This is a genomic window from Erythrobacter sp. LQ02-29 (assembly GCF_022576075.2).
In the GTDB taxonomy this organism is placed as follows: Bacteria; Pseudomonadota; Alphaproteobacteria; order Sphingomonadales; family Sphingomonadaceae; genus Alteriqipengyuania.
This window is the reverse complement of the sequence record NZ_JANCNT010000001.1, coordinates 225,850-246,790: the sequence shown is the minus strand read 5'-3', so window position 1 is coordinate 246,790 and position 20,941 is coordinate 225,850. Positions and strand designations below refer to the sequence as shown.

General features: G+C 66.3%; 18 protein-coding genes, 1 tRNA gene and 1 riboswitch. Of the genes, 8 read left to right on the top strand and 11 right to left on the bottom strand.

Annotated features, from left to right (window positions below):
* The first annotated feature begins 66 nt into the window (after positions 1 to 66).
* Positions 67 to 161, top strand: a riboswitch (glycine riboswitch).
* Positions 162 to 323: 162 nt separating this feature from the next.
* From gcvT to MKP08_RS01165, 6 genes are read left to right on the top strand one after another with little or no spacing between them, the layout of a single operon-like run.
* Positions 324 to 1,496 (top strand): glycine cleavage system aminomethyltransferase GcvT, encoded by a 1,173-nt coding sequence (gene gcvT / locus MKP08_RS01190; protein ID WP_241554552.1) that lies wholly within the window; start codon positions 324 to 326, stop codon positions 1,494 to 1,496.
* Positions 1,497 to 1,501: 5 nt separating this feature from the next.
* The gene (gene gcvH, locus MKP08_RS01185; protein WP_241554551.1) at positions 1,502 to 1,873 is read left to right on the top strand and encodes a glycine cleavage system protein GcvH; all 372 of its coding nucleotides are present in this window, start codon (positions 1,502 to 1,504) and stop codon (positions 1,871 to 1,873) included.
* A gap of 14 nt (positions 1,874 to 1,887) precedes the next feature.
* Positions 1,888 to 2,295 (top strand): putative porin, encoded by a 408-nt coding sequence (locus MKP08_RS01180; protein ID WP_241554550.1) that lies wholly within the window; start codon positions 1,888 to 1,890, stop codon positions 2,293 to 2,295.
* Positions 2,296 to 3,681: an aminomethyl-transferring glycine dehydrogenase subunit GcvPA gene (gene gcvPA, locus MKP08_RS01175; protein WP_241554549.1), complete on the top strand. Its 1,386-nt coding sequence runs from the start codon at positions 2,296 to 2,298 to the stop codon at positions 3,679 to 3,681.
* Positions 3,678 to 5,288: an aminomethyl-transferring glycine dehydrogenase subunit GcvPB gene (gene gcvPB, locus MKP08_RS01170; RefSeq protein WP_241554548.1), complete on the top strand. Its 1,611-nt coding sequence runs from the start codon at positions 3,678 to 3,680 to the stop codon at positions 5,286 to 5,288. The genes gcvPA and gcvPB overlap by 4 nt, the downstream gene beginning before the upstream one ends.
* An 11-nt stretch (positions 5,289 to 5,299) precedes the next feature.
* Complete coding sequence (locus MKP08_RS01165) at positions 5,300 to 6,016, top strand: hypothetical protein (protein ID WP_241554547.1); 717 nt, start codon at positions 5,300 to 5,302, stop codon at positions 6,014 to 6,016.
* A gap of 43 nt (positions 6,017 to 6,059) precedes the next feature.
* On the opposite strand, the gene mmsB is transcribed toward MKP08_RS01165, so the two are convergent.
* From mmsB to MKP08_RS01145, 4 genes are all read right to left on the bottom strand, one after another.
* Positions 6,060 to 6,932: a 3-hydroxyisobutyrate dehydrogenase gene (mmsB, locus tag MKP08_RS01160; RefSeq protein ID WP_241554546.1), complete on the bottom strand. Its 873-nt coding sequence runs from the start codon at positions 6,930 to 6,932 to the stop codon at positions 6,060 to 6,062.
* Between the two features lie 270 nt (positions 6,933 to 7,202).
* Positions 7,203 to 7,988, bottom strand: a complete 786-nt coding sequence (locus MKP08_RS01155) for an enoyl-CoA hydratase-related protein (protein ID WP_241554545.1) — start codon at positions 7,986 to 7,988, stop codon at positions 7,203 to 7,205.
* A 27-nt stretch (positions 7,989 to 8,015) separates the two neighbouring features.
* Entirely contained in the window at positions 8,016 to 9,077 is a 1,062-nt protein-coding gene (locus MKP08_RS01150) for an enoyl-CoA hydratase/isomerase family protein (protein WP_241554544.1), read from the bottom strand.
* 11 nt (positions 9,078 to 9,088) lie between these two features.
* Positions 9,089 to 10,234 carry an acyl-CoA dehydrogenase family protein gene (locus tag MKP08_RS01145; RefSeq protein ID WP_241554543.1) on the bottom strand — a complete coding sequence of 382 codons (1,146 nt, stop codon included), beginning with the start codon at positions 10,232 to 10,234 and terminating at the stop codon, positions 9,089 to 9,091.
* 104 nt (positions 10,235 to 10,338) lie between these two features.
* Between MKP08_RS01145 and MKP08_RS01140 the strand changes: the two genes are divergently transcribed.
* The gene (locus MKP08_RS01140; RefSeq protein WP_241554542.1) at positions 10,339 to 10,740 is read left to right on the top strand and encodes a hypothetical protein; all 402 of its coding nucleotides are present in this window, start codon (positions 10,339 to 10,341) and stop codon (positions 10,738 to 10,740) included.
* On the opposite strand, the gene MKP08_RS01135 is transcribed toward MKP08_RS01140, so the two are convergent.
* Genes MKP08_RS01135 through MKP08_RS01120 form a run of 4 tightly spaced genes read right to left on the bottom strand, consistent with a single transcriptional unit; the run spans position 10,728 to position 14,056 of the window.
* Positions 10,728 to 11,027, bottom strand: coding sequence for an I78 family peptidase inhibitor (locus MKP08_RS01135; RefSeq protein WP_241554541.1), 300 nt, complete (start codon positions 11,025 to 11,027; stop codon positions 10,728 to 10,730). The genes MKP08_RS01140 and MKP08_RS01135 overlap by 13 nt on opposite strands.
* 2 nt (positions 11,028 to 11,029) lie before the next feature.
* A complete protein-coding gene (locus MKP08_RS01130) occupies positions 11,030 to 11,509 on the bottom strand; it encodes a hypothetical protein (protein WP_241554540.1) in 480 nt (159 codons plus the stop codon).
* A 58-nt stretch (positions 11,510 to 11,567) separates the two neighbouring features.
* Complete coding sequence (locus MKP08_RS01125) at positions 11,568 to 12,536, bottom strand: polysaccharide deacetylase family protein (protein ID WP_241554539.1); 969 nt, start codon at positions 12,534 to 12,536, stop codon at positions 11,568 to 11,570.
* 23 nt (positions 12,537 to 12,559) lie between these two features.
* Positions 12,560 to 14,056, bottom strand: coding sequence for a CoA-acylating methylmalonate-semialdehyde dehydrogenase (locus MKP08_RS01120; protein ID WP_241554538.1), 1,497 nt, complete (start codon positions 14,054 to 14,056; stop codon positions 12,560 to 12,562).
* 142 nt (positions 14,057 to 14,198) lie between these two features.
* On the opposite strand from MKP08_RS01120, the gene MKP08_RS01115 reads away from it, so the two are divergent.
* A tRNA-Gly gene (locus tag MKP08_RS01115) sits at positions 14,199 to 14,272 on the top strand.
* Between the two features lie 141 nt (positions 14,273 to 14,413).
* On the opposite strand, the gene MKP08_RS01110 is transcribed toward MKP08_RS01115, so the two are convergent.
* The 3 genes from MKP08_RS01110 to MKP08_RS01100 form a co-directional block, all read right to left on the bottom strand.
* Positions 14,414 to 17,539 carry an autotransporter outer membrane beta-barrel domain-containing protein gene (locus MKP08_RS01110; protein WP_241554537.1) on the bottom strand — a complete coding sequence of 1,042 codons (3,126 nt, stop codon included), beginning with the start codon at positions 17,537 to 17,539 and terminating at the stop codon, positions 14,414 to 14,416.
* 83 nt (positions 17,540 to 17,622) lie between these two features.
* Positions 17,623 to 19,992: a TonB-dependent receptor gene (locus tag MKP08_RS01105; protein ID WP_373418058.1), complete on the bottom strand. Its 2,370-nt coding sequence runs from the start codon at positions 19,990 to 19,992 to the stop codon at positions 17,623 to 17,625.
* Positions 19,989 to 20,936 (bottom strand): FecR family protein, encoded by a 948-nt coding sequence (locus tag MKP08_RS01100; RefSeq protein ID WP_241554536.1) that lies wholly within the window; start codon positions 20,934 to 20,936, stop codon positions 19,989 to 19,991. Before MKP08_RS01100 ends, MKP08_RS01105 begins: the two co-directional genes overlap by 4 nt.
* Positions 20,937 to 20,941: the final 5 nt, after the last annotated feature.

Below are 20,941 nucleotides of genomic sequence, written 5' to 3'. Positions count from 1 at the left end.
ACGCCGGATTGACCGGACCGGCGGAATCGCGCAAGTGCCGGGCCACGTCGCCGGGAAGCGATTCCCGGCCGTGCCAGCGGGAGAGTTCGTGCAGGAAACTGCCCGGCGCCGAAGGAGCAACCGCCCCGGAATCTCTCAGGCAAGCGGACCGCGGCACGGCAGACACTCTGGAAAGCGTCCGCTATGCCTGTCGGCGTGTCGGGCCACCGAAGGGGGAAGCGCGGGCGAAAATCCGCGCGATGCTCTCAGGTTTCCTGACAGAGGGGGCAGGTGCAGGCGCTTCATCCCGGAGCCGCCGCGCTGCCGTGTCGGGGACCCGCTGAATGAGCGACGATAACAACACCGAAACGCTGCCGCTGGACGCCTGGCATCGCCGACAGGGCGCGCGCATGGTGCCCTTCGCCGGATACCAGATGCCGATCCAGTATCAGGGGATCGTGACCGAACACGAATGGACCCGCCAGCACGCGGGGCTGTTCGACGTCAGCCATATGGGCCAGCTGATGGTCACTGGCGAGAATGCCGCGTCCGCGCTGGAAGCGGTGTTGCCGGGCGATATCACCAGCCTGAAGCCGGGCCGGGTGCGCTATTCCCTGCTGATGGCGGAAGATGGCGGCGTGCTGGACGATCTGATGGTCACCAACGCCACGCCGTGGATTCCGGCCGAAGAAGACGAGGACGGCAACGTCGTGGTCGAGGGCCGATGGGGCGATCCCGCCTATTACGTGGTCGTGAACGGCGCGATGAAGTGGGACGACATCGCCTATCTGCGCGAACACCTGCCCGACGATGTCACGCTGACCCACCTGGAAGACCAGGCGTTGATCGCGCTGCAAGGCCCCGCGGCCACCAACGCCCTGGGCCGGGCGATGCGCGGCGTGCCCGAAGAGCTCACCTTTATGCAGTCGATGCACTACGATTTCGGCGAACTGCCGCTGCGCATCTCGCGCTGCGGCTATACCGGCGAGGACGGGTTCGAGATTTCGGTGCCCGCCGAGCAGGCGGAAATTCTCGCCAATCGTCTTTGCGCGGAGATCGAGGTACGGCCCGCCGGGCTCGGCGCGCGGGACTCGCTGCGGCTGGAAGCGGGTCTTCCGCTCTATGGCCACGACCTGACGGCGGAGATCGACCCGGTCAGCGCCAATCTGACGTTCGCGCTGTCTAAGAAACGCCGCGAGAGCGGTGGCTGGATGGGCCACGCGCCGGTGATGAAGGCGCTCGACGGTGGTTCGACACGCTTCCGCGTGGGCCTCACGCTCGACGGGCGCTTGCCCGCGCGCGAGGGCGCACCGATCTTCGTCGGCGACGACCAGATCGGCGTCGTCACCAGCGGCGGCTTCTCGCCCACGCTCGGCCACCCGATCGCGATGGGCTATGTCGATGCTGCCCATGCCGATGAGGGAACCGGGCTGGAGGTCGAGGTGCGGAACAAGCGCCTGCCCGCGCGCGTCACCTCAATGCCTTTCGTCCCCCACAACTATTACCGAGGGAGCTGATTTCGATGGCCCGTTACTTCACCGACGAACACGAATGGATCGACGTCGATGGCGACACCGCCACGGTCGGCATCACCGATTATGCGCAAAGTCAGCTCGGCGACATCGTGTTCGTCGAACTGCCCGACAGCGGCGCGGAACTGACCAAGGGCAAGGACGCCGCGGTGGTCGAGAGCGTCAAGGCGGCGAGCGACGTCTACGCCCCGATCAGCGGCGAGGTGATCGAGGCCAACGGTGCGCTCGACGATGACCCCTCGCTGGTCAATTCGAGCCCCGAGGAAGCGGGCTGGTTCTTCAAGCTTTCGATCGCCGACAAGGGCGAGCTCGACGGCCTTATGGACCAATCCGCCTACAAGAGCTTCTGCGACGGGCTGTGAGGACGAGCGCCGCCTTGATCGGTTCGGCGATACTGTCCGCATGTTCCGCCCCGCCCGAGCCAATTTCGGTCGGAAGGGCGAAAGGCAACATCGTGTTTTGGAACGGAGATATTGTGTCCGTCGATGGATGGCTCGGCAAATGCGAGGGTTTCGATTGCGCGCTTTTTCCTTCGCGGGCCACGATGGAGGAGATGCGCAGCAACCTGCCGAGCTCCGACGAGGCGCTTGATGCTTACGAACAAGCTCTCGGTATTGGCGCTGATGCTCGCTTCGATGAAAAGGCTAAGGCCTATCAGTACCGCCACGTACGTATACGCGGCCGCCTCGATAGCACTTGCACATTTCATACGTGCTTCGACCGCGTGACTGATCTTCATCCCATGGATATCCAGCCTCTTAAGGCAACCTCAAAGGCCGACTGAATGCGCTACCTCCCCCTGACCGATAGCGACCGCGCCGCGATGCTGGCAAAATGCGGCGCGGAGACCATCGACGATCTGTTCGCCGACGTGCCCGAGGCGGCGCGGCTGTCCGGCCCGATCGAAGGCCTTCCGATGCATGCGGGCGAGATAGCGGTCGAGCGCCACATGCGCGCGCTTTCGAAGAAGAATCTCGCGGCGGCCGACGCGCCCTTCTTCCTGGGCGCGGGGGCCTATCGCCACCATGTGCCCGCTACGGTCGACCACATCATCCAGCGCGGCGAGTTCCTGACCGCCTACACGCCCTACCAGCCCGAGATCGCCCAGGGCACGCTGCAGATGCTGTTCGAGTTCCAGAGCCAGGTCGCGCGCCTGTATGGTTGCGCGGTGGCCAATGCGTCGATGTACGACGGTTCGACCGCGTGCTGGGAAGCGGTGGCGATGGCGGCGCGGATCACGAAGAAGAAGCGCGTGGTGCTCTCGGGCGCGCTCCATCCGCATTACGCCGAGGTCGTGCGGACCATGGCGAAGTTTACCGACGACGAGATCGCGGGCGCGCTCCCGGCGATCCAGGCGCAGCCCGACAATGCCGGGTTGATCGCGCGCATCGACGATCGGACGAGCTGCGTCGTGGTGCAATATCCCGATATCCTCGGGCGCATTCCCGACCTCGCCGAGATCGCCGAGGCGGCGCATGCGAAGGGCGCGCTACTGATCGCGGTCAATACCGAGCCGGTGGCTCTCGGAGCGATCAAATCGCCTGGCGAGCTGGGCGCGGACATCGTGGTCGGCGAGGGGCAGGCACTGGGCGTAGGCCTGCAATTCGGCGGGCCGTATCTCGGCCTGTTCGCGGTGCGCGACAGCAAGCACGTTCGCCAGATGCCCGGTCGCCTGTGCGGCGAGACGGTCGATGCCGAGGGCAAGCGCGGCTACGTGTTGACGCTCTCCACCCGCGAGCAGCATATTCGGCGCGAGAAGGCGACCAGCAATATCTGCACCAATAGCGGGCTGTGTGCACTCGCCTGCTCCATCCACATGACGCTGCTGGGCGAGCGGGGCCTGCGGCAACTGGCAGCGGAGAACCACCGCCTCGCCGTCAAGGCCGCCGACCGGCTGGCGCAGGTGCCGGGGGTGAAGATCTTGAACGATACCTTCTTCAACGAGTTCACGATCCTGCTCGACCCCGGATCGGGGTCCGGGGCAGGCACGGACGCGCGCGCCGTGGTGCGCTCGCTCGCGGACAAGGGCGTGCTCGCGGGCGTGTCGCTCGGGCGGCTCTTCCCCTCGCACGACGAGTTGAAGGGCGGGCTGGTGATCGCGCTGACCGAGACGACGAGCGAGGAGGATATCGAGACCCTCGCCACCGCGCTGGCGGAGGAACTGGCATGAGCAATCCCAACGCATCCGGCTGGAAACCCCAAAGTCCCGCGCAGCACGAGGGCGCGCATGACGGCCCGCCGACCGTGACCGGCAACCGCGCGCTGATGCTGGAAGAACCACTGATCTTCGAGATCGGCACGACAGAGACGACCGGCGTCGATCTGCCCGAAGAGAGCGGCGAGGTCTCCTCGCGCCTCGGCGGTTTCGCGCGCTCCGAAACCATCGGGCTGCCGGGCCTGTCGGAGCCGGAGGCGGTGCGGCACTACACCCGCCTCAGCCGCCAGAACTACGCCATCGACCTCGGGCTCTTCCCGCTTGGGTCCTGCACGATGAAGCACAATCCGCGGCTCAACGAGAAGGTCGCGCGCATGCCGGGCTTCGCCGACGTGCATCCGCTCCAGCCCGTCTCGACCGTGCCCGGCGCGCTGGAAGTGATCAACGAACTGGCGCATTGGCTGATCAAGCTGACCGGCATGGAAGGTGTCGCGATGAGCCCCAAGGCGGGCGCGCATGGCGAGCTGTGCGGCATATTATGCATCCGCGCCGCCCTCGAAGCGCGCGGCGATGCGCGCAAGGTCGTGCTGGTGCCCGAAAGCGCGCACGGCACCAACCCCGCCACCGCCGCCTTTGCGGGCTACGAGGTGGAGGACATTCCCGCGACCGAGGACGGCCGGGTCGATCTTGACAAGCTGAAAGCGCGCCTGGGGCCGGATGTCGCCGCGGTGATGATCACCAACCCCAACACCTGCGGCCTGTTCGAGCGGGACATGAAGGCGATTTCGGACGCGGTGCACGCGGCGGGCGGCTTCGTCTATTGCGACGGGGCGAACTTCAACGCGATCGTGGGTAAGGTGCGTCCCGGCGACCTTGGCGTCGATGCGATGCATATCAACCTGCACAAGACCTTCTCCACCCCGCATGGCGGCGGCGGACCGGGCTCGGGCCCGGTGGTGCTGTCGAAAGCGTTGTGCCCCTACGGTCCGCTGCCCTTCACCGCGAGGACCGAAGACGGGGTGGTTCATCTGGTCGAGGAGGAGAATGCGGAGGAATTCGACCACCGCGACGCCTTTGGCCGGATGACCGCGTTCCACGGGCAGATGGGGATGTTCACTCGCGCGCTGACCTACATGCTCAGCCACGGCGCGGACGGGCTGGCGCAGGTTGCGGAAGACGCGGTGCTGAATGCGAACTACGTGCTGCGCAGCCTCGAGGACGTGCTCGACGCGCCCTTCGGCGGCAGCGGGCCGTGCATGCACGAGGCGCTGCTGAGCGATAAGACGCTGGCCGAGGACATCTCCACGCTCGACCTCGCCAAGGCGCTGATCGACGAGGGTTTCCACCCGATGACGATGTACTTCCCGCTGGTGGTCCACGGAGCGATGCTGATCGAGCCGACCGAGACCGAAAGCAAGGCCGGCCTCGACCAGTTCATCGGTGCACTGCGCTCGGTCGCGGAGCGGGCCAAGGCGGGCGACGAAAGCCTGAAGGCCGCGCCCTACTACGCGCCGCGCCGCCGGCTCGACGAAACGCAGGCGGCGCGCAAGCCGGTGCTGGCTTGGCAGGGCGAGATCGCGCCGGGCGGTCGTCCGGTGCCGAGCGAGGTCGGCGGGCAGTAGCGAGGCCAGCCTTGCGGATCATCTTCAGCCGCAAGGGGTTCGACAGCGGATCGGGCGGCGGATCGTCGCCGATCGTCGACGGCGTGCCGGTCTCGCTGCCGATTCCCGACAGCAAGGGCATCGCGAGGACGACCTACGGCGACCTGGGGCTGGGTGACCATGCCGCGAGGGCGAGCAGGGGCGCGTATGGCGCGGATTCGCTCTGCCATCACGATCCGATGTTCACGCGCGATGGCCGCTGCATCTTCGGGCAGGTCGGCGCGGCGCAGACGCACCTCGTCAACAACGGCGTCGGCGTGGGCGATACCTTCCTGTTCTTCGGCCTGTTCGCGAGCGAGGACGGCGAGCGTCACCATCGCATCTTCGGCTACCTCCGCGTCGCGGCGGTGCATCGGCTGGCCCAGGGGGTGCCCGAGCATCTGGAGGATAGCAGCCACCCCCACGTGCTCGGCATGCACGGCAGCAACGACACGATCTACGAGGGCGAGGGGAGGCAGGCGCGCTTCGCCAGCGAGGCGCTGCGCCTCACCGTGCCCGGCGGTCCGCTTACGCTGTGGGAGAGGCCTGCGTGGTTGAAACCCGGCGGGCTGAGCTACCACGACCGGCGCGATCGCTGGTTGCGCGGCGGTCGCCTGCGCAGCGTCGCACGCGGTCAGGAATTCGTCGCCGATGTGGGACGCCGCAAGACCCCGCGCGAATGGCTGGAGCGGATTCTCGAAGAATTCTGATCCTCCCCGTATGCGCTGGCGCGAAAACGAGGAGGATTGCCGGTTACTTGTACGTCTTGATGATCGCCGAGAAATCGAGGCCGTCATTGCCCGCGCCCGAGAAATCCTCGTACAGGCTCGCCGCGCGTGCGCCCAGCGGCACGCCCGCGTCGACCTCTTCCGCCGCCGCCATCGCGAGGCGCAGGTCCTTGAGCATCAGCGCGGTCGCGAAGCCACCCTGGTAGTCCTTGTCGGCAGGGCTCTCGACGCCCACGCCGGGCAGCGGGGTGTAGGCATTGAGGGACCAGCAATAGCCCGACGACTGCGAGGAGATCTCGTAGAACTTCTGCGGATCGAGCCCCAGCTTCTGCGCCATCTGCATCGCTTCGGCGACGCCGATCATCGAGATCGCGAGCAGCATGTTGTTGCAGATCTTGGCGGTTTGGCCCGCGCCCGCATCGCCTGCATGGATCACCGCCTTGCCCATGCCTTCGAGGATCGGCTTGGCCGCCGCGAACGCCTCTTCGCTGCCGCCGACCATGAAGGTCAGCGTGCCGCCATCTGCCGCCGCGATTCCGCCGCTGACCGGCGCGTCGACCATCTTGTAGCCCTTGGCGGTGGCCATCTCGCTCACTTCCTTGGCGGTGGCGACATCAATGGTGGAGCAGTCGAGCAGCGCCGCGCCTTCCGGCGCGTGGCCGATCACGGCGTCGGAATAGACCGACTTCACGATCGCGCCATTGGGCAGCATCGAGACAACCGCGTCGACGCCCTGCACCGCTTCCTTCGCATCGGTGAAGGTCTCGCAGCCACTGCTCTTGGCCTTGGCCAGCGCGTCCTCCGACAGGTCGAACGCGCGCACTTCGTGGCCGTTCTTGACCAGGTTCGCGGCCATCCCGCCGCCCATGTTGCCGAGGCCGATAAAGGCGATTTTCATATTACTCTCCGAATTATCTTACCATCAGCCAAATGCCGAGACCTATTAAAAAGGGCCCGCCCATGATCAGTGCAGAAAGCTCGGTCCACGAATTGAACCGAACCATCGCGCGATTTATTTTCCAGTGGCCGAACGCTGCCTGATAACGTTTCGAGAATTTACCTTGCTGGTTTTTTACATCTCGAACGTCCAAGGCCGCCATCCATACAGTAAGCAAGCCCATGAGGATACTTCCGATCCCGAAAACGACAGGCCAAGGCTGGTCTGGAATCACCGCCCCTTCCACTGTCCGTCGCGCTTCTCGATGAAGGCTTTCATGCCCTCGGCCTTATCCTCGCTCGCGGTGAGGATCTGGAACAGGCGGCGTTCGTGGAGCACGCCCTGGCCGAGGAAGGTCTCGTAGGCGGCGTTGACCATTTCCTTGTTCACCATCGCGGCCAGGGGCGGCATTCCGGCGATCGCCTGGGCGGTCTTCATCGCCTCGTCCATCAGCGTGTCATGCGGCACGACGCGCGCGACGAGGCCGCTGCGTTCGGCTTCCTCGGCGTCCATCATCCGGCCGGTCAGGCACATCTCCATCGCCTTGGCCTTGCCGACCGCGCGGGTGAGGCGCTGCGATCCGCCCATGCCCGGGGCGACGCCCAGCTTGATCTCGGGCTGGCCGAACTTGGCCTTGTCGCTCGCGATGATGAAGTCGGCCATCATGGCAAGCTCGCACCCACCGCCCAGTGCGAAGCCGTTGACCGCCGCGATCCAGGGCTTGCGCACCGCCTCGACGATGTGGCTGGTCCACTTGGCAAAGAAATCCTGGAGGAAGAAATCCGCCGCGTCCTTCTCGCTCATCTCCTTGATGTCCGCACCGGCAGCGAAAGCCTTGTCGCCCGAGCCGGTCAGGATCGCGCAGAGCTGGCTGTCGTCCGCCTGATAGGCCTCGAATGCGCCGATCAGATCCTCGAGGACCTTGCTCGACAGCGCATTGAGCGCCTTAGGGCGGTCGAGCGTGATGAGCGTGACAGCACCGTCGGTTTGCGTGGTGATGGTTTCGTATTCGGCCAAGGGTATCTCCCAATTGACGGTAAAGAGCTAGGCTAGCGGCGTCCATTCTTCGTCCGCCGGGAGCGGGGCGAAGATCGCGTCGATCATCGCCTCGTCAACGCCTTCGGGCGTGGGCGGGTCCCATTTGGGATCGCCGGTCTTGTCGACGATCACCGCGCGCACCCCTTCGGCGAAATCGGGGCGGGTGAGGACGCGGCTGCCGATGCGGTATTCCATCCGCATCTCGTCGGCGAAATCATCCAGCTTCGCGCTCTCGACCAGCTCGCGCAGCGCGACCTTGCAGGTCTGCGGGCTCTTGGTGCCCAGCGTATCGCGCTCCTTCGCCGCCCACTCGCTGCCGTTGTTTTCGGCCTCGGCCTCCAGGCTGGCGAGGATGTCCTCGTAGGTGTCGGAGGCGAAATGCTTGGCGATCTTGTCCGCATTGTCGGCGATGCGCGCCGGGGGCGGGGTCCCCACGGGTTCGGAGAGGATGCCGCCGATGCGATCGGGGTTGTCGAGAATCCGCGCCTTCACCTCGGCCAGCTTGTCCGATGGCAGATAATGCGTCGCGAGGCCGGTCCACAGGCATTCGGACCCGTCTAGTCGCGCGCCGGTGAGGGCCAGAAACTGGCCCAGCCGCCCGCCGAGGCGCGACAGATACCAGCCACCGCCTACATCGGGGAACAGACCGATGCCGCTTTCCGGCATGGCGAAGCGCGTGTTCTCCGTCGCGACGCGGAACTTGCACGGCTGCGAGATGCCCACGCCGCCGCCCATCGTGACACCGTCCATGAAGGCGACGATCGGCTTCGCGTAGGTGAACATCTGGTGGTTCAGGCGGTATTCGTGGAGGAAGAACTCGCGCCCAGCCTTGCCGCCATCGTTCAGCGCCGACTGGCGCAGCAGGTTGATGTCGCCCCCGGCGCAGAAGCCGCGCCCCTCGGCATGGTCGAGGATCACCGCCTCGATTGCATCGTCCTCCGCCCACGCCGCCAACGCCTCGCTAATGGCGAGACACATGTCGAGCGTCAGCGCATGCAGCGCCTTGGGCCGGTTGAGCGAGATATGGCCGACCCGGCCATGGGTGTGGATGTTGATATCGTCTCTCATAGGTCTTTCGTTCACTGGCGCAGCAGGTCGCGGCCCACGATCATGCGCATTACCTGGTTGGTGCCTTCCAGGATCGAATGCACGCGCAGGTCGCGCCAGAATCGCTCGATCGGGTAATCCTTGAGATAGCCGTAGCCGCCGAACAGTTGCAGCGCGTCGTTCACCACCTTGCTGCCATTGTCGGTCGCCAGCCGCTTCGCCATGGCGGAGAAGCGCGATTTGTCCGGCGCCCCGTCGGTCACCTTCGCCGCGGCGAGATAGAGCAGCGCGCGCGCCGCCTCCAGGTCGGTCGCCATGTCGGCGAGCATGAACTGCGTATTCTGGAAGTCGGCGATCGGGGTGTCGAACTGCTGCCGGTCCTTGGTGTAGGCGACCGCCTCGTCCAGGCAGCGCTGCGCCCCGCCGAGGCTGCAGGCACCGATATTCAGGCGCCCGCCGTCGAGCCCCATCATGGCGAAGCGGAAACCTTCGCCCTCGTCGCCCACGCGGTTCTCCACCGGCACGCGCGCATCCTCGAAGATCACCTGCGCGGTCGGGCTGGCATTCCAGCCGAGCTTCTTCTCGGGTTCGCCGAAGCTGACGCCCGGCGTGTCCTTGTCGATCACGAGGCAGGTGATGCCCTTGGTCTTGTGCTCGCCCGTGCGGACCATCGTTACATAGACGTCGTTGACGCCGCCGCCAGAGATGAACTGCTTCGTGCCGTTCAGCACGTAGTGGTCGCCATCGCGCTTCGCCGTGGTCTTCAGCCCCGCCGCGTCGGAGCCACTGCCCGGTTCGGTCAGGCAGTAGCTGGCGATCTTCTCCATCCCGACGAGATCAGGCAGGTACTTCGCCTTCACCACATCCCCGCCGAAGCAGTCGATCATCCAGCTCGCCATGTTGTGGATCGAGATGAACGCACTCGTCGTGGGGCAGCCATAGGCCATCGCCTCCATGATCAGCGCCGCTTCCAGCCGGCCGAGGCCGATGCCGCCCGATTCTTCCGAAACGTAGATCGCTCCGAAGCCGAGCTCGGCGCTCCGCTTGATCACGTCGCGCGGAAAATGATGGGTCTGGTCCCACTCGCCCGCATGCGGAGTGATGTTGTCGGCGGTGAAGCGCTGCGCCATGTCCTGGATCGCGCGCTGGTCGTCTGTAAGCTGAAATTGTCCGGTCATGGGATGGGCCCTAGCACCCCTTTTCGAGTCCTGACCACCTCTTCGCCGCGCCCTGCCCGGAATTGCCGATTGACCCTCGATGCGCTCCAAAGGAATGTGAGCGGATGGGCGGCCACGGCACCGAATTGATCCTAGTTTACAACGCCGATGGCGGCGTGTTCGACAGGCTGTTCGACGCGGCGCACAAGATCGTCTCCCCGTCTACATATCCCTGTTCGCTATGCGCGCTCACCTACGGTCCGGTCGCGATGCGGCGGCGGTGGAAAGACTATCTGGACAGTCTCCCCCTCACGGTGCGCTTCCTCCATCGCGACGAGCTGGCCGGGCGGAGCGACCTACCCGAAGCGGAGTTGCCCGCGATCTTCCTCCAGGAAGCCTGCAACCGACCAGGATTGCTAATCGCGGCCACGGAACTGGCGGCGTGCGAAGGGCTGGACGATCTTACCACGCTTCTCGACCGCAGACTGGGCGAATGCGCCGCAGCCGGGCGCGATCAGCCGCAATAGATGCGGGTGATTGTCATGTCCGCGTCGTACATCACGTTCACGCGGCCCTGTCGGAAATCCATCGTGAACACCGCACCCGGCGGGCCCCAGCGCAGGCTGTCGGCACCGGTGCGGCCGAGGATTTGCGTGCCGGTTTCCTGGCTGGCACGCTCTCCCAACATGGTCTGGACGCCGTCCGCATTGCACGACCCCTCGGGCAGGGCAGGCAGGCGGTCGGGCTCGCCAGCTGTGGGCGCGGTCGCACAACCGGCCGCAAGGGGGGCGAGCGCCAGTGCGAGAACGGCCATCCTCATGTCGCGCACCGGGTTCGCGGCATCGGCTTGTGATCGGCCGGTGCCTGTGCATCGCTGGGTGTAAGAGTCTTGCCGTCGGCGCTCAGGTCGAGCCGCTGTGTCGTGGTCCATTGTTCGCCTTCTCCAGCCATGGCGAGGACTACGATGATCCCGTCCTTGCCGCCCGGTTTCACCGCCTTCACCGTACCTTGCGATTCGTAATAGGTGATCGTCCGCGGTCCGACTTCCATGCGCAGGTCGGATGCCGGATGGCAATTCCCCCCGCTGTAATCCCACACCCCACGGTATTTCTGCGGAATGGTGTCCGCCTGTACCACCATCGGTGGTCCTGCCCCGGCACCCGTGCCGCCGTCGGGCTCGACCGGAATCGCGGTGGCGGTGGTCGCCACGTCTTCGCTCGGCGGATCGGCATCGACCTGGCAGGCCGCCATGGCCAAACCTAGCGCGACGATAACAGCGGTGGTGCGCTTACGCATTCTAACTCTCTCCCAGTTTGCAGACGGGGTGCCGGGCCGATCGTTCCGCCGCCTCCAGCTACTCTTGCGTTGGCGGAAGGTGGAGAACCCGCGCCCGGAACAGGGCGGACAGCACCTTGGTGTCGTTGCGATCGTACCACCGCGGGGCGGGCAGCCCCTTTTCCCACGCTACCATCTCGATCAGCGTTCCCTGCGCCGAAGGGGTGTCGTAGCGCGCGGCCTCCGCCGCGATCTGATCGGCGTAGGCGATGTCGGGTGACACGATGGTCCACCCATCGGATCTGAGCGCCGCGATCAGATCGGGGAGGAACAGCGAGGCCAGATCGGTTTCATGCATCAGCATCACATGGACCGGCGACCGCCCGATGGCCCGCCGCGCGAGATCGTCGAAGAAATCAGCCGCGCCGACATGGCTTTCGACATAGAGATCGCGCAATGCCGCGCGGTCGATCGGCTGCCCGGCATCCTTGGCATCGATCGTCGCCTGTTCCAGCCACCAGTCGGACGCATCGGCGGTAACGTACCCGTCGGAAAGGCCGCGACTTGCCAGCCCCGCGCGCACCGCGTCACGCTTGGCCTTGTCCGCGCGCCCCTCGTCCAGATAGGGGTAGCGGAACCAGGGGCGATAACCCTTGCGACCCTCCAGCCAAACGCCTGCTGCGTCGATATCGGCCAGATAGAGTTCTGCCGGTGTCTCGCTGAGGCCCGGATGCGTGTTCGAATGGTTGGCGATCAGGTGCCCGGCCGCAGTATAGGCGGCGATCCGACGCTCCGCCCCGGGACGCTCGGCGATATGGCCAGGGTTGACGAAGAAAGCGACCTGATCGACCCCGGCCTCTCGCAATGCGGCGATGATCCGCCGCGTGCGCTCGTCGGGCGTCAGGAACGCCCCGGCGGCTCGCGGGACATCGTCGAAGGTAAGCGCGATGCGCTTGCCGTTGTCGACCGGCGTCACCTCCTTCGCCGGAGGCGGCGTTGCGCAGGCGGCAAGCACAAGCGCCAGGAGCGCGATCACGAACTGCTTCACCGACAAGCCCTCCTGCTATGAGGTCACCCCATGGTGGGGATGACGAATGCGTTGGAGCCGTCGCCACCGCCATCGGGCCAGCGCTGGGTGACCTTCTTGGTCTTGGTCCAGAAGCGCAGGCCTTCCTGGCCGTACTGGTCGATGTCGCCGAAGCCGGAGCGCTTCCACCCACCAAAGCTGTGATAGCTGACCGGCACCGGGATCGGCACGTTAATGCCGACCATGCCCACGTTGACCCGGTGCGCAAACTCGCGCGCGGCGTGGCCGTTGCGGGTGAAGATGGCGACGCCGTTGCCGTACTGGTGCTCGCTCGGCAGGCGCACCGCATCCTCGAAATCCTTCGCGCGCACGATCTGGAGCACGGGTCCGAAGATCTCTTCCTTGTAGCTCTCCATGTCGGTGGTGACCTTGTCGAGCAGGGTCGGGCCGACGAAGAAGCCTTTCTCGTGGCCCTGCAGCGTAAACCCGCGCCCGTCGATCACGACCTCGGCGCCTTCCTTCTCGGCGGTATCGATCCACTGTTCGATCCGCGCCTTGTGTTCGGGCGTCACCACCGGGCCGTATTGCGCATCCTTGTCGGTCGAGACGCCGACGCGCAGCGCGTTGATCGCGGGGATCAGCTTCTCGCGCAAGGCGTTCGCGGTATCCTCGCCGACCGGCACCACCACCGGCAGCGCCATGCAGCGCTCCCCTGCCGAGCCGAAGGCCGCGCCCGCCAGATCGCCCACCACCTGATCGAGATCGGCGTCGGGCATCACGATGCCGTGGTTTTTCGCGCCGCCGAAGGCCTGCACGCGCTTCCCGTTCGCGGTGCCGCGCGAGTAGATATACTGCGCGATGTCGGACGAACCGACGAAGCTGATCGCGGCGATGTCATGATGGTCGATGATCGCGTCGACCATTTCCTTGTCGCCGTTCACCACCTGCAGCAGCCCCTCGGGCGCGCCCGCTTCCACGAACAGCTCGGCGAGCCGGATCGGCACCGAAGGATCGCGCTCGGACGGTTTGAGGATGAAGGCATTGCCCGCCGCGATCGCCATGCCGAACATCCACATCGGGATCATTGCGGGGAAGTTGAACGGCGTGATGCCCGCCCCGATGCCGAGCGGCTGGCGCATCGAATAGACATCGATGCCGGGGCCGGCCCCTTGCGTGTACTCGCCCTTCAGCGCCTGCGGGATGCCGCAGGCATATTCGATCACTTCCAGCCCGCGCTGCACATCGCCATGCGCGTCGTCGACCACCTTGCCGTGTTCGCTCGAAAGCAATTCGGCCAGTTCCTGCTTGTTGGCTTCGACCAGCCGCTTGAATTCGAACATCACCCGGGCGCGCCGTTGGGGGTTGGTCGCCGCCCATTCGGGCTGCACCTTCTTCGCCGCTTCCACCGCGCGGTCGAGCAGTGCCGCATCGCCTAGCGGCACCCGCGCCTGCACCTCGCCTGTGGACGGGTTCCACACATCATGGGTGCGGTCCGCCGAGCCGCCGGTTCCGCCGCTGATGAAATGATCGATCTGACGCATGTAATTCCTCTTCCCGAGTGTTTTGGTGGGCCTTTTACCCCTTCAATGGCTCAGAACAAGCATGGGTCCGGCGACACGGGCCGCGCACAAGGCATATTGACCGCGAGCCTCCCTCCGTGGCAAGCGCGCCGCCTGCCCAGACGCGGGTGTAGCTCAATGGTAGAGCAGCAGCTTCCCAAGCTGACGACGAGGGTTCGATTCCCTTCACCCGCTCCAGCGCATGCGTGCAGATTTATCCTGCAGGGTTTGCGCACGCCAACGAATAGGTCTCTGCGTGCGAGCGGACCTTTTGCCTTTCGTCAGGATGTCGAAGAGACGCGCCGGAACAACCCGTCGACATCGCGGTCACAAAGCTCTCTACCACCCGAACCTGACCGAGGCGCGGAAGTTGTAGCCGATCTTGCCGAACTGTTCTTCTGCGCCGACATCGGCACCGATAGTGTAGAAACCGTTGCCGCCATAACCGCGCAGGCGCGCGAACCAGCCGCTCTGGCGCTCCTCGGGGACAAGCAGGAAGTCATCGCCGTCGGCATAGTGCGCGCGCGTGGTGCCAAGGTCGCTCGACAGCAATTGTCGCCAGCCGCCTTCGCCTTCGATCCGCAGCCAGAACGGGTCGCGCCGCTGCATGCCGAACAGGTCGACCCCGGCCGCCGTGGCCAGATCGAGCGCCAGCTCCTTGCTCGTCCGATCGCCGATCGTCAGGTTCAGGGCATCGCCGCCGCCGGTTTCGACCGACCCGTCTTCCTTCAGGCGGAGATAGTCGAGCGCGATCGACGGGCGGAAGAAGAAGAACTGCGATCCCCCTTCCAGCGATACGCCTCCGGTCGCCGAAACGAAGTCGCCCGACCAGTCGCGCCTGATGTCGAACGAAACCGCGTCCTCGCCAGCGCCGCCCTGGAAGCGTCGGCTGCCTTCGAAATCGGACCGTCCGATCCCGACTCGCGCGAAGCCCGCGAGGGGGCCGAAGGTACCGCGCCAATGCACCCCGCCTTCGTAGCTAGTGTCGTCGACCTTGTTGTCGAACGGGGCTTCGTGCTTGTTCCACAGCCAGCTGCCGGTCAGGCCGAACGCGCCGATGCCGGTGAGATATTCGACGCCGCCGCGCAGGCCCGATCCGTCGAGGTCGTAGGCCATGGAGTCGCCGCGATCCTTGCGCGACTTCCAGCTGGCGAAATCGGCCACGATCCGGAATTTGCCCTGCTGCTCGATCGGCCCGATCGGATCGGTCAGATGGCGGTCGAAAGCGCGCAGCGCCTGGCTCAGTCCCTCGAACCCGCCGCCCGCGTGATCGGGCAGGGTCGTGCCGACATAAGCCTGCAGCGTCTGCGCATCGGCGATGTTGAGGAAGATCTTGGCCACGTCGTCGTCTTTGGCGAGCGCTTCGTACAGTCCGTCGAAGGCTGCCGCCTCTGAACGGTTCAAACCGAGTTCGTCCGAATCCTTGCGATCGATGTCGACGTTGACCGTGTTGCCCGAAACCGCGAGCGCGGCCTTGAACATGAAGGGGAGGAGGGCGTCGGTGGTGGCAAGCTTGTCGGCCCCGGTGAGCGTGCCGGCGCTGATGAGCCGGTAGCTTTCGCCGAGCGTCGGCAGTTCGCTCAATGCGATGCCGATCTTCGCTCCCTGGGCGAAGTTGGCAGCGCCGTTGGCCACGATGCCGCTGGCGGCGGGATCGCTGCCGAGCGTCACGCCGACCACGCCCGTCGCCCCGACATCCAGCGACCTGACCGTGGCGGGGGCATTTACGAACAACGACCCGCCGGAAACCGTCACCGCGGTGTTCTGCGTCCCGACAAGCTTCCCGGCGAAAGTCGCCGTATTGGCGATCGACAGGGTTCCGGTTCCGCCCGCGAAATCCGCATTGCCCGAATAGATCGCATCGCCCGACAGCTTCAGCCGGTTGTCGCCCGCCCCGAACGCGACGTTGCCGATCACCGTGCCGTCGGCGATATCGAGCAGGTCGGACCCCGCGCCGAAACGGATGTCGCCTTCGATGCGGGGTGCCTGCGCGCCCTGCGCGGCGACGGTCTGCTTAATCTGGCTGTCGCCCGTGCGCTGCGAAAGGTCGATGGCGACATTGCGGCCTGCGCCGGCCTTCGCGCCTCCGGCCAGGATTGCGCCGCTGTTCTCGACGCTCGAGAGCGTGCCGCTGCGGTCGAGGATAGCGTAGGCCGATCCCTCGGCGATCGTCACCGCCCGGATCACGCCGCTGTTCTTCACGAGCGGCAACGATGCATTCGCATCGACCAGTAGCGCCGCCGACCGTCCGCTGGTGCCAGTGACGGCGGCGGCTATGGTACCGGTGTTTGCGACAGTGGGAAGGACGGTGCCGTTCCCGACCAGCAGCGCGGTCGCATTGGCGTTCTTGGCCGCGCCGCCGATGCCGCCGTCGTTCTGCAGGCCGCCCGCCACGGTAACTCCGCCGCCGCGACCGCCGAGCGCCATGCCCGTTCCGGCAACGCCGGTATAGACGCCGTCGCCGATCAACTCGCCCTTGAAAACGATGCCGAAGCCGTTGCCGCCACCCTGCGTCGCGCCGATCGCGATGTCGCGGTTCGTCGCGCCGATGGCGACCGCGGGCGCGGAGCCGTAGGAAGAGATGCGGGCATTGCCTTCCTTGTCGTCCTCGATGCCGTCGCCATCCTCGTCCTTGTCGTCGGGCTTCGTGTCCCTGGGCGCGACATCGAAGACGATACCCTTCGCCACGTCGCCTTCCACAATCAGCGCGCCGCCGCCCTGCAGCAGGTCGTCCGCGTCGAGCTTCGACACATCGCTGGGCGCGGTCGTGCTGCGATAGCCGCTCGCGGTGACGACGCCCTGGACGACCAGCGCCCCGTCGATATCGCCCGAGAAGCGCGCGCCGACCGAACCTGCGCCGCTCGCGCCGACCTGCCCAGCGAGGCGGACATTGCCAGTGACATCTTGTGCCGCGACCGCCACCGACTGGTCGCCCACCACGGTGGTCCTGCCATTATGGGTGAAGGCACCGATCAGAGGTCCGTCGATGGAGATACCGGCCGACTGGTTACCTTCGACGGTGATCGTTCCGGCCTGGGCCACGTTTCCGGTGAGCGCGCCGCCGACGCGAATTCCGGTGCGCCCGGTCCCCTTCGCGAAGCCACCGTCGAGGTCGCCGTCCTTGTCGGTGTCGGTCGGGGTGTAGGTCTCGTCGATCGTGATGGTGCCGTTGTTCACGATGTCAGCGGTGCGCGGCCCGACCACCACTATGCCGGATGCCCCGTTCGCATCGGTGACGGTGATCTTGCCATCGTTGGTGACGTCGTTGTCGCTGTCCACGGTGACCGCATTGCCGCCGGTTGGCTTGATAGTGCCGTTGGTACCGATCTTCAGGTCGTCGCCCTGTCCATTGCGCAGTTCGGACGTCTTCACCGGCGTCGTGCGCGCGTTGTCGATCGTGGTCTGGGCGGCGAGCGGGGTGGCGAGCGCCGCGAGCGCGGTGCCGGTGAGAAGCGTGCGGTACATGATTGTCCTCCTGGTCCTTGCCGGAAAGACGGAGCCACCACGCCGCAGCCTTGGCGGAAAATGAAATTTCTTTCCGACCGCGTTCAGAACCGCGCGTCGAACCCGATCCGCACCGTTCGCGGCTCCAGCGGCGTGACCTGCTCGCGCCCGGTGGCGAACGGCGTACCGAGCGCGAAGCGATTGCCACGCGTGTCTGCTAGATTGTTGATCGAGGCGGTCACGCCGAACCGGTCGCTGCCCACGCGCACCACCACCCCGGTGTCGAGATAGTCGCCCTGCAACTCACCCAGATCGGGACCCACGCCAAGCCGTGACGGGCCGATATAGTTGACCCGCCCTCTCGCATCGAGCCGCAGATCGTCCGTCAGATCGTGGCTCCATTTCAGGGCGAGGCGGCCCGAGAAGCGCGCGATATTGGGGATCTGGGACAGGCGCGCGGCGTTGGCATAGACCGGCTCGTCAACCCGGCTGTCGTTGTAGCTTGCTCCGAATTCCAGCTTCAGGCGCGGCGCGAGGCGCGCTCCACCCGAAACGCTCACCGCCCAGATCCTTCCGTCGCCGACATTGGCGGTCGTCGGCAGGCCGGTGATGTCGATGAAGTCCGCTTGGATGTTCTGCCAGTCGGTATAGGACAGGTTGGCGGCCAGATCGAACGTGCCCCGACCCGGTTCGCCGATGGCCCCGCCGATCTCCATCGTGGAGACATGATCGGACCGGAACCGGCTGACGAACGCCCCCGCAACTGCCAGGCCGCCGGGCCGGAACCCCTCCTGGTAACGCGCATATATGCGCCCGCGGGGTGCCACCTGGACCAGCAGCGAAGCCGACGGAAGATAAGCGGTCTCGTCGCGGCGCGCCGTGATCTCGCGCCCGGCGAGCGCGAGTTGGGGGGCGACGTCCTCGCCCGCCCCGCCAAGGTGCGCCCGGGTCGCGCGCAGTCCGGCTGACGCGATGACCGGACCGAACAGGCGCAGGCTCGCCTCGCCATAGCCGGTCAGTTCGTCGATCGTATTGAGCACGCCTGTGCTCACCATCGACGCACCGTCCGTGCCCAGCGAGCGGGTCAGCTGGGTACGGTTGTGCAGGAAGCTGCCCCCGATCAGCCAGCCGAAGCGCTCGCCGAGCGGCTGCCAGACGCGGGTCTCGTTCGCAATCATCCGGGTGTCGTTGTTCTGGACGAACAGCCGCGCCGGGTCGCCCGGAGTGGTGGCGTCGTAGCGTTCGCGCAGGTTCTGCCCCGCCACGCCCGTGGACGATCGCAGCCTGACCGCGCCGATCCGCCCGGAGATCACGATCTGGCCGTGGCCGTAGGTCGCGCGTGCCCCCTCCTGCACGCGCGCGGAGCTTACCAGTCCGGCACTGTCGCGGTCGGCATACTGGCTGTCGCGGGCATCGGTATCCTGCCCCAGCGCCAGCAGGTCGATCGTCCAGTCTGGAGCCAGTTCCACGCGCAGGGCCGCCCGACCTGCCGCGATCCGTGTGCGGTCCACATCGCGCCGACTCAGATAGGGCTTGTCGATATAGCCGCCCTGCGAAACCAGATCGCCGTTCAGCCGCAGGGCCGCCCCCGCGGCCACGGGCAGGTTCAATGTCGCATGTGTGTCGAACCCCGGCGAGCCGTGGCTGACCGCCGAGCCCCCGACGATCGCGGAGAAGGTCGTCTCGCCGAATTCGGGGGCATTGGGGACCAGACGGATGATGCCGCCGAGCGACCCGGCCCCGTAAAGGGTTCCCTGCGGCCCCTCCAGCACCTCGACCCGCTCCATGTCGGACAGCCGCAGGTCGGGATCGGGCGCGTTGTAGCTCAGGCGCAGATCGCCCAGATATTGCCCGACCGTCGCCTGGGTGGGGCCGGTAAAGCTGGAATCGGCGATGCCGCGAATGAACAGCTTGTTGCGCCCGCTGCCCAGATAGGTGGAACTGACGGTCGCGATCCGTTGTGCGATCTTCTCGGTCCCGCCGACCCCACCCAGTTCCAGGCTCTGACCGTCGAGCAGGGAGACCTGCCCCGGCAGATCGCGCAGGCGCGACTCGCGCTTGCTGGCGATCACGATGATCGGTGGGCCTTCGGTAATCTCCTGCACGATGGGCGGAGGAGGTGGCGGCATCTGTTTGCTGCTCTGGCGAGGCTGGCGTTTCGCCGGGGGTGGGGGATCGCGGGCCTCGAGCCGCCATGCGTTCGTTCCGACCCGGACCGCTTTCAGGCCATTGCGCCGTGCGATGGCGTCCACCGCGGCGGCTGCGTCCATCCGACCGTGCACCCCCGCCACCCTGCGCCGCGCCACCGCGCGGTCGGCGATGACGATGCTGCTGCCGGTCTTGCGCGCGACGGCGATCGCGACCTCGGACAGCGTTCCGCCCGGGACGGCCAGGTCGGCCTCGCGCGCCATGGCAGCCGTGCTGCCGAGCGCCACCGGGGCGGCGCACAAGAACCAGATGCAGCGCAGTCTCACTCTGCCGAAAGCTTCCAGTTCTGCCCGTCGCGTGTCACGCGGATACCCAACAGGGGCTCGAGCGCGCGCGGATCGTCGCGGACCGGCTCGACCAGGATACTGCCGGAAAGCCGAAGCTGCTTGGTTTCTCCTGCCGCCGTGAAGGGTGTCCCGGTGGCGCGGGACAGGTCGGCCGCGATCCGGGCGAGGGTCGCCTCGTGGAAGGTGATGCGACCCTGCGCCCATTCGCCGACTTCGCCTGGCGCGAACGCGCTGACCGTGTACGTATCGTCGATGCGCGTCAGGTGGCGACCCGCGGCAAGCTCCAGCCGCTGACCGGTCGGATTGACGATTACCGCACCTTCGGCAACGCCGACCTCCAGACTTTCCGGACCGAGCCGCACATCGAACACCGTCCCGGCATCGACCAGCGTATCCTTGCCGGCAAGCACGCGAAAGGGGTTGGCCGCGTCGTGGCGGATGCGGAAAAGTGCCTGCCCGTGATCGAGCCGGGCGGCGCGCGCATTCTCTGCGTCGAGCGAAACCTGCGTGTCCCCCGCGAGTTCGATCGTGCTGCCATCTTCAAGCGCGATCTGCCGCGTCTCGCCCGGAGCCGTAACGTAGAGCTGGTCCCCGCTTTCCGGTCGTTGCCAGAAGCCGAAGAATGCCACCACCGCGAGCGATGCGGCAAGGGCGGGCGCGAACCAGCGGCGCTTCCAGACAGGCGCTGTGGGGCGATCGTCGTCATCGTTGGCCGCGACGATCCCCGCGTCCTCGCCGTCCGGCCCATCCCGCAGCGCCTCGGCTGCCGCGTCGAGGTCCGCGGCAATCGCGTCATAGGCACGCGCGTGGGCGGGATCGCGCTCCAACCACAGCGTGAAGCCGTCCCAGTCCTCGAACCCGGCGTCGCGGGTCCGGATCGCCCAGTCCAGGGCAGTCTCGCGCATCTCGTCGTCAGCCTGCATGGGCG

What these genes read in the sequence shown, in the direction of transcription:
- gcvT (WP_241554552.1), top strand. Translation starts at nt 324, where the DNA reads ATGAGCGACGATAACAACACCGAAACGCTGCCGCTGGACGCCTGGCAT.
- gcvH (WP_241554551.1), top strand. Translation starts at nt 1,502, where the DNA reads ATGGCCCGTTACTTCACCGACGAACACGAATGGATCGACGTCGATGGC.
- gcvPA (WP_241554549.1), top strand. Translation starts at nt 2,296, where the DNA reads ATGCGCTACCTCCCCCTGACCGATAGCGACCGCGCCGCGATGCTGGCA.
- gcvPB (WP_241554548.1), top strand. Translation starts at nt 3,678, where the DNA reads ATGAGCAATCCCAACGCATCCGGCTGGAAACCCCAAAGTCCCGCGCAG.
- mmsB (WP_241554546.1), bottom strand. Translation starts at nt 6,932, where the DNA reads ATGAAAATCGCCTTTATCGGCCTCGGCAACATGGGCGGCGGGATGGCC.
- MKP08_RS01150 (WP_241554544.1), bottom strand. Translation starts at nt 9,077, where the DNA reads ATGAGAGACGATATCAACATCCACACCCATGGCCGGGTCGGCCATATC.
- MKP08_RS01145 (WP_241554543.1), bottom strand. Translation starts at nt 10,234, where the DNA reads ATGACCGGACAATTTCAGCTTACAGACGACCAGCGCGCGATCCAGGAC.
- MKP08_RS01140 (WP_241554542.1), top strand. Translation starts at nt 10,339, where the DNA reads ATGGGCGGCCACGGCACCGAATTGATCCTAGTTTACAACGCCGATGGC.
- MKP08_RS01135 (WP_241554541.1), bottom strand. Translation starts at nt 11,027, where the DNA reads ATGGCCGTTCTCGCACTGGCGCTCGCCCCCCTTGCGGCCGGTTGTGCG.
- MKP08_RS01130 (WP_241554540.1), bottom strand. Translation starts at nt 11,509, where the DNA reads ATGCGTAAGCGCACCACCGCTGTTATCGTCGCGCTAGGTTTGGCCATG.
- MKP08_RS01120 (WP_241554538.1), bottom strand. Translation starts at nt 14,056, where the DNA reads ATGCGTCAGATCGATCATTTCATCAGCGGCGGAACCGGCGGCTCGGCG.
- MKP08_RS01110 (WP_241554537.1), bottom strand. Translation starts at nt 17,539, where the DNA reads ATGTACCGCACGCTTCTCACCGGCACCGCGCTCGCGGCGCTCGCCACC.
- MKP08_RS01100 (WP_241554536.1), bottom strand. Translation starts at nt 20,936, where the DNA reads ATGCAGGCTGACGACGAGATGCGCGAGACTGCCCTGGACTGGGCGATC.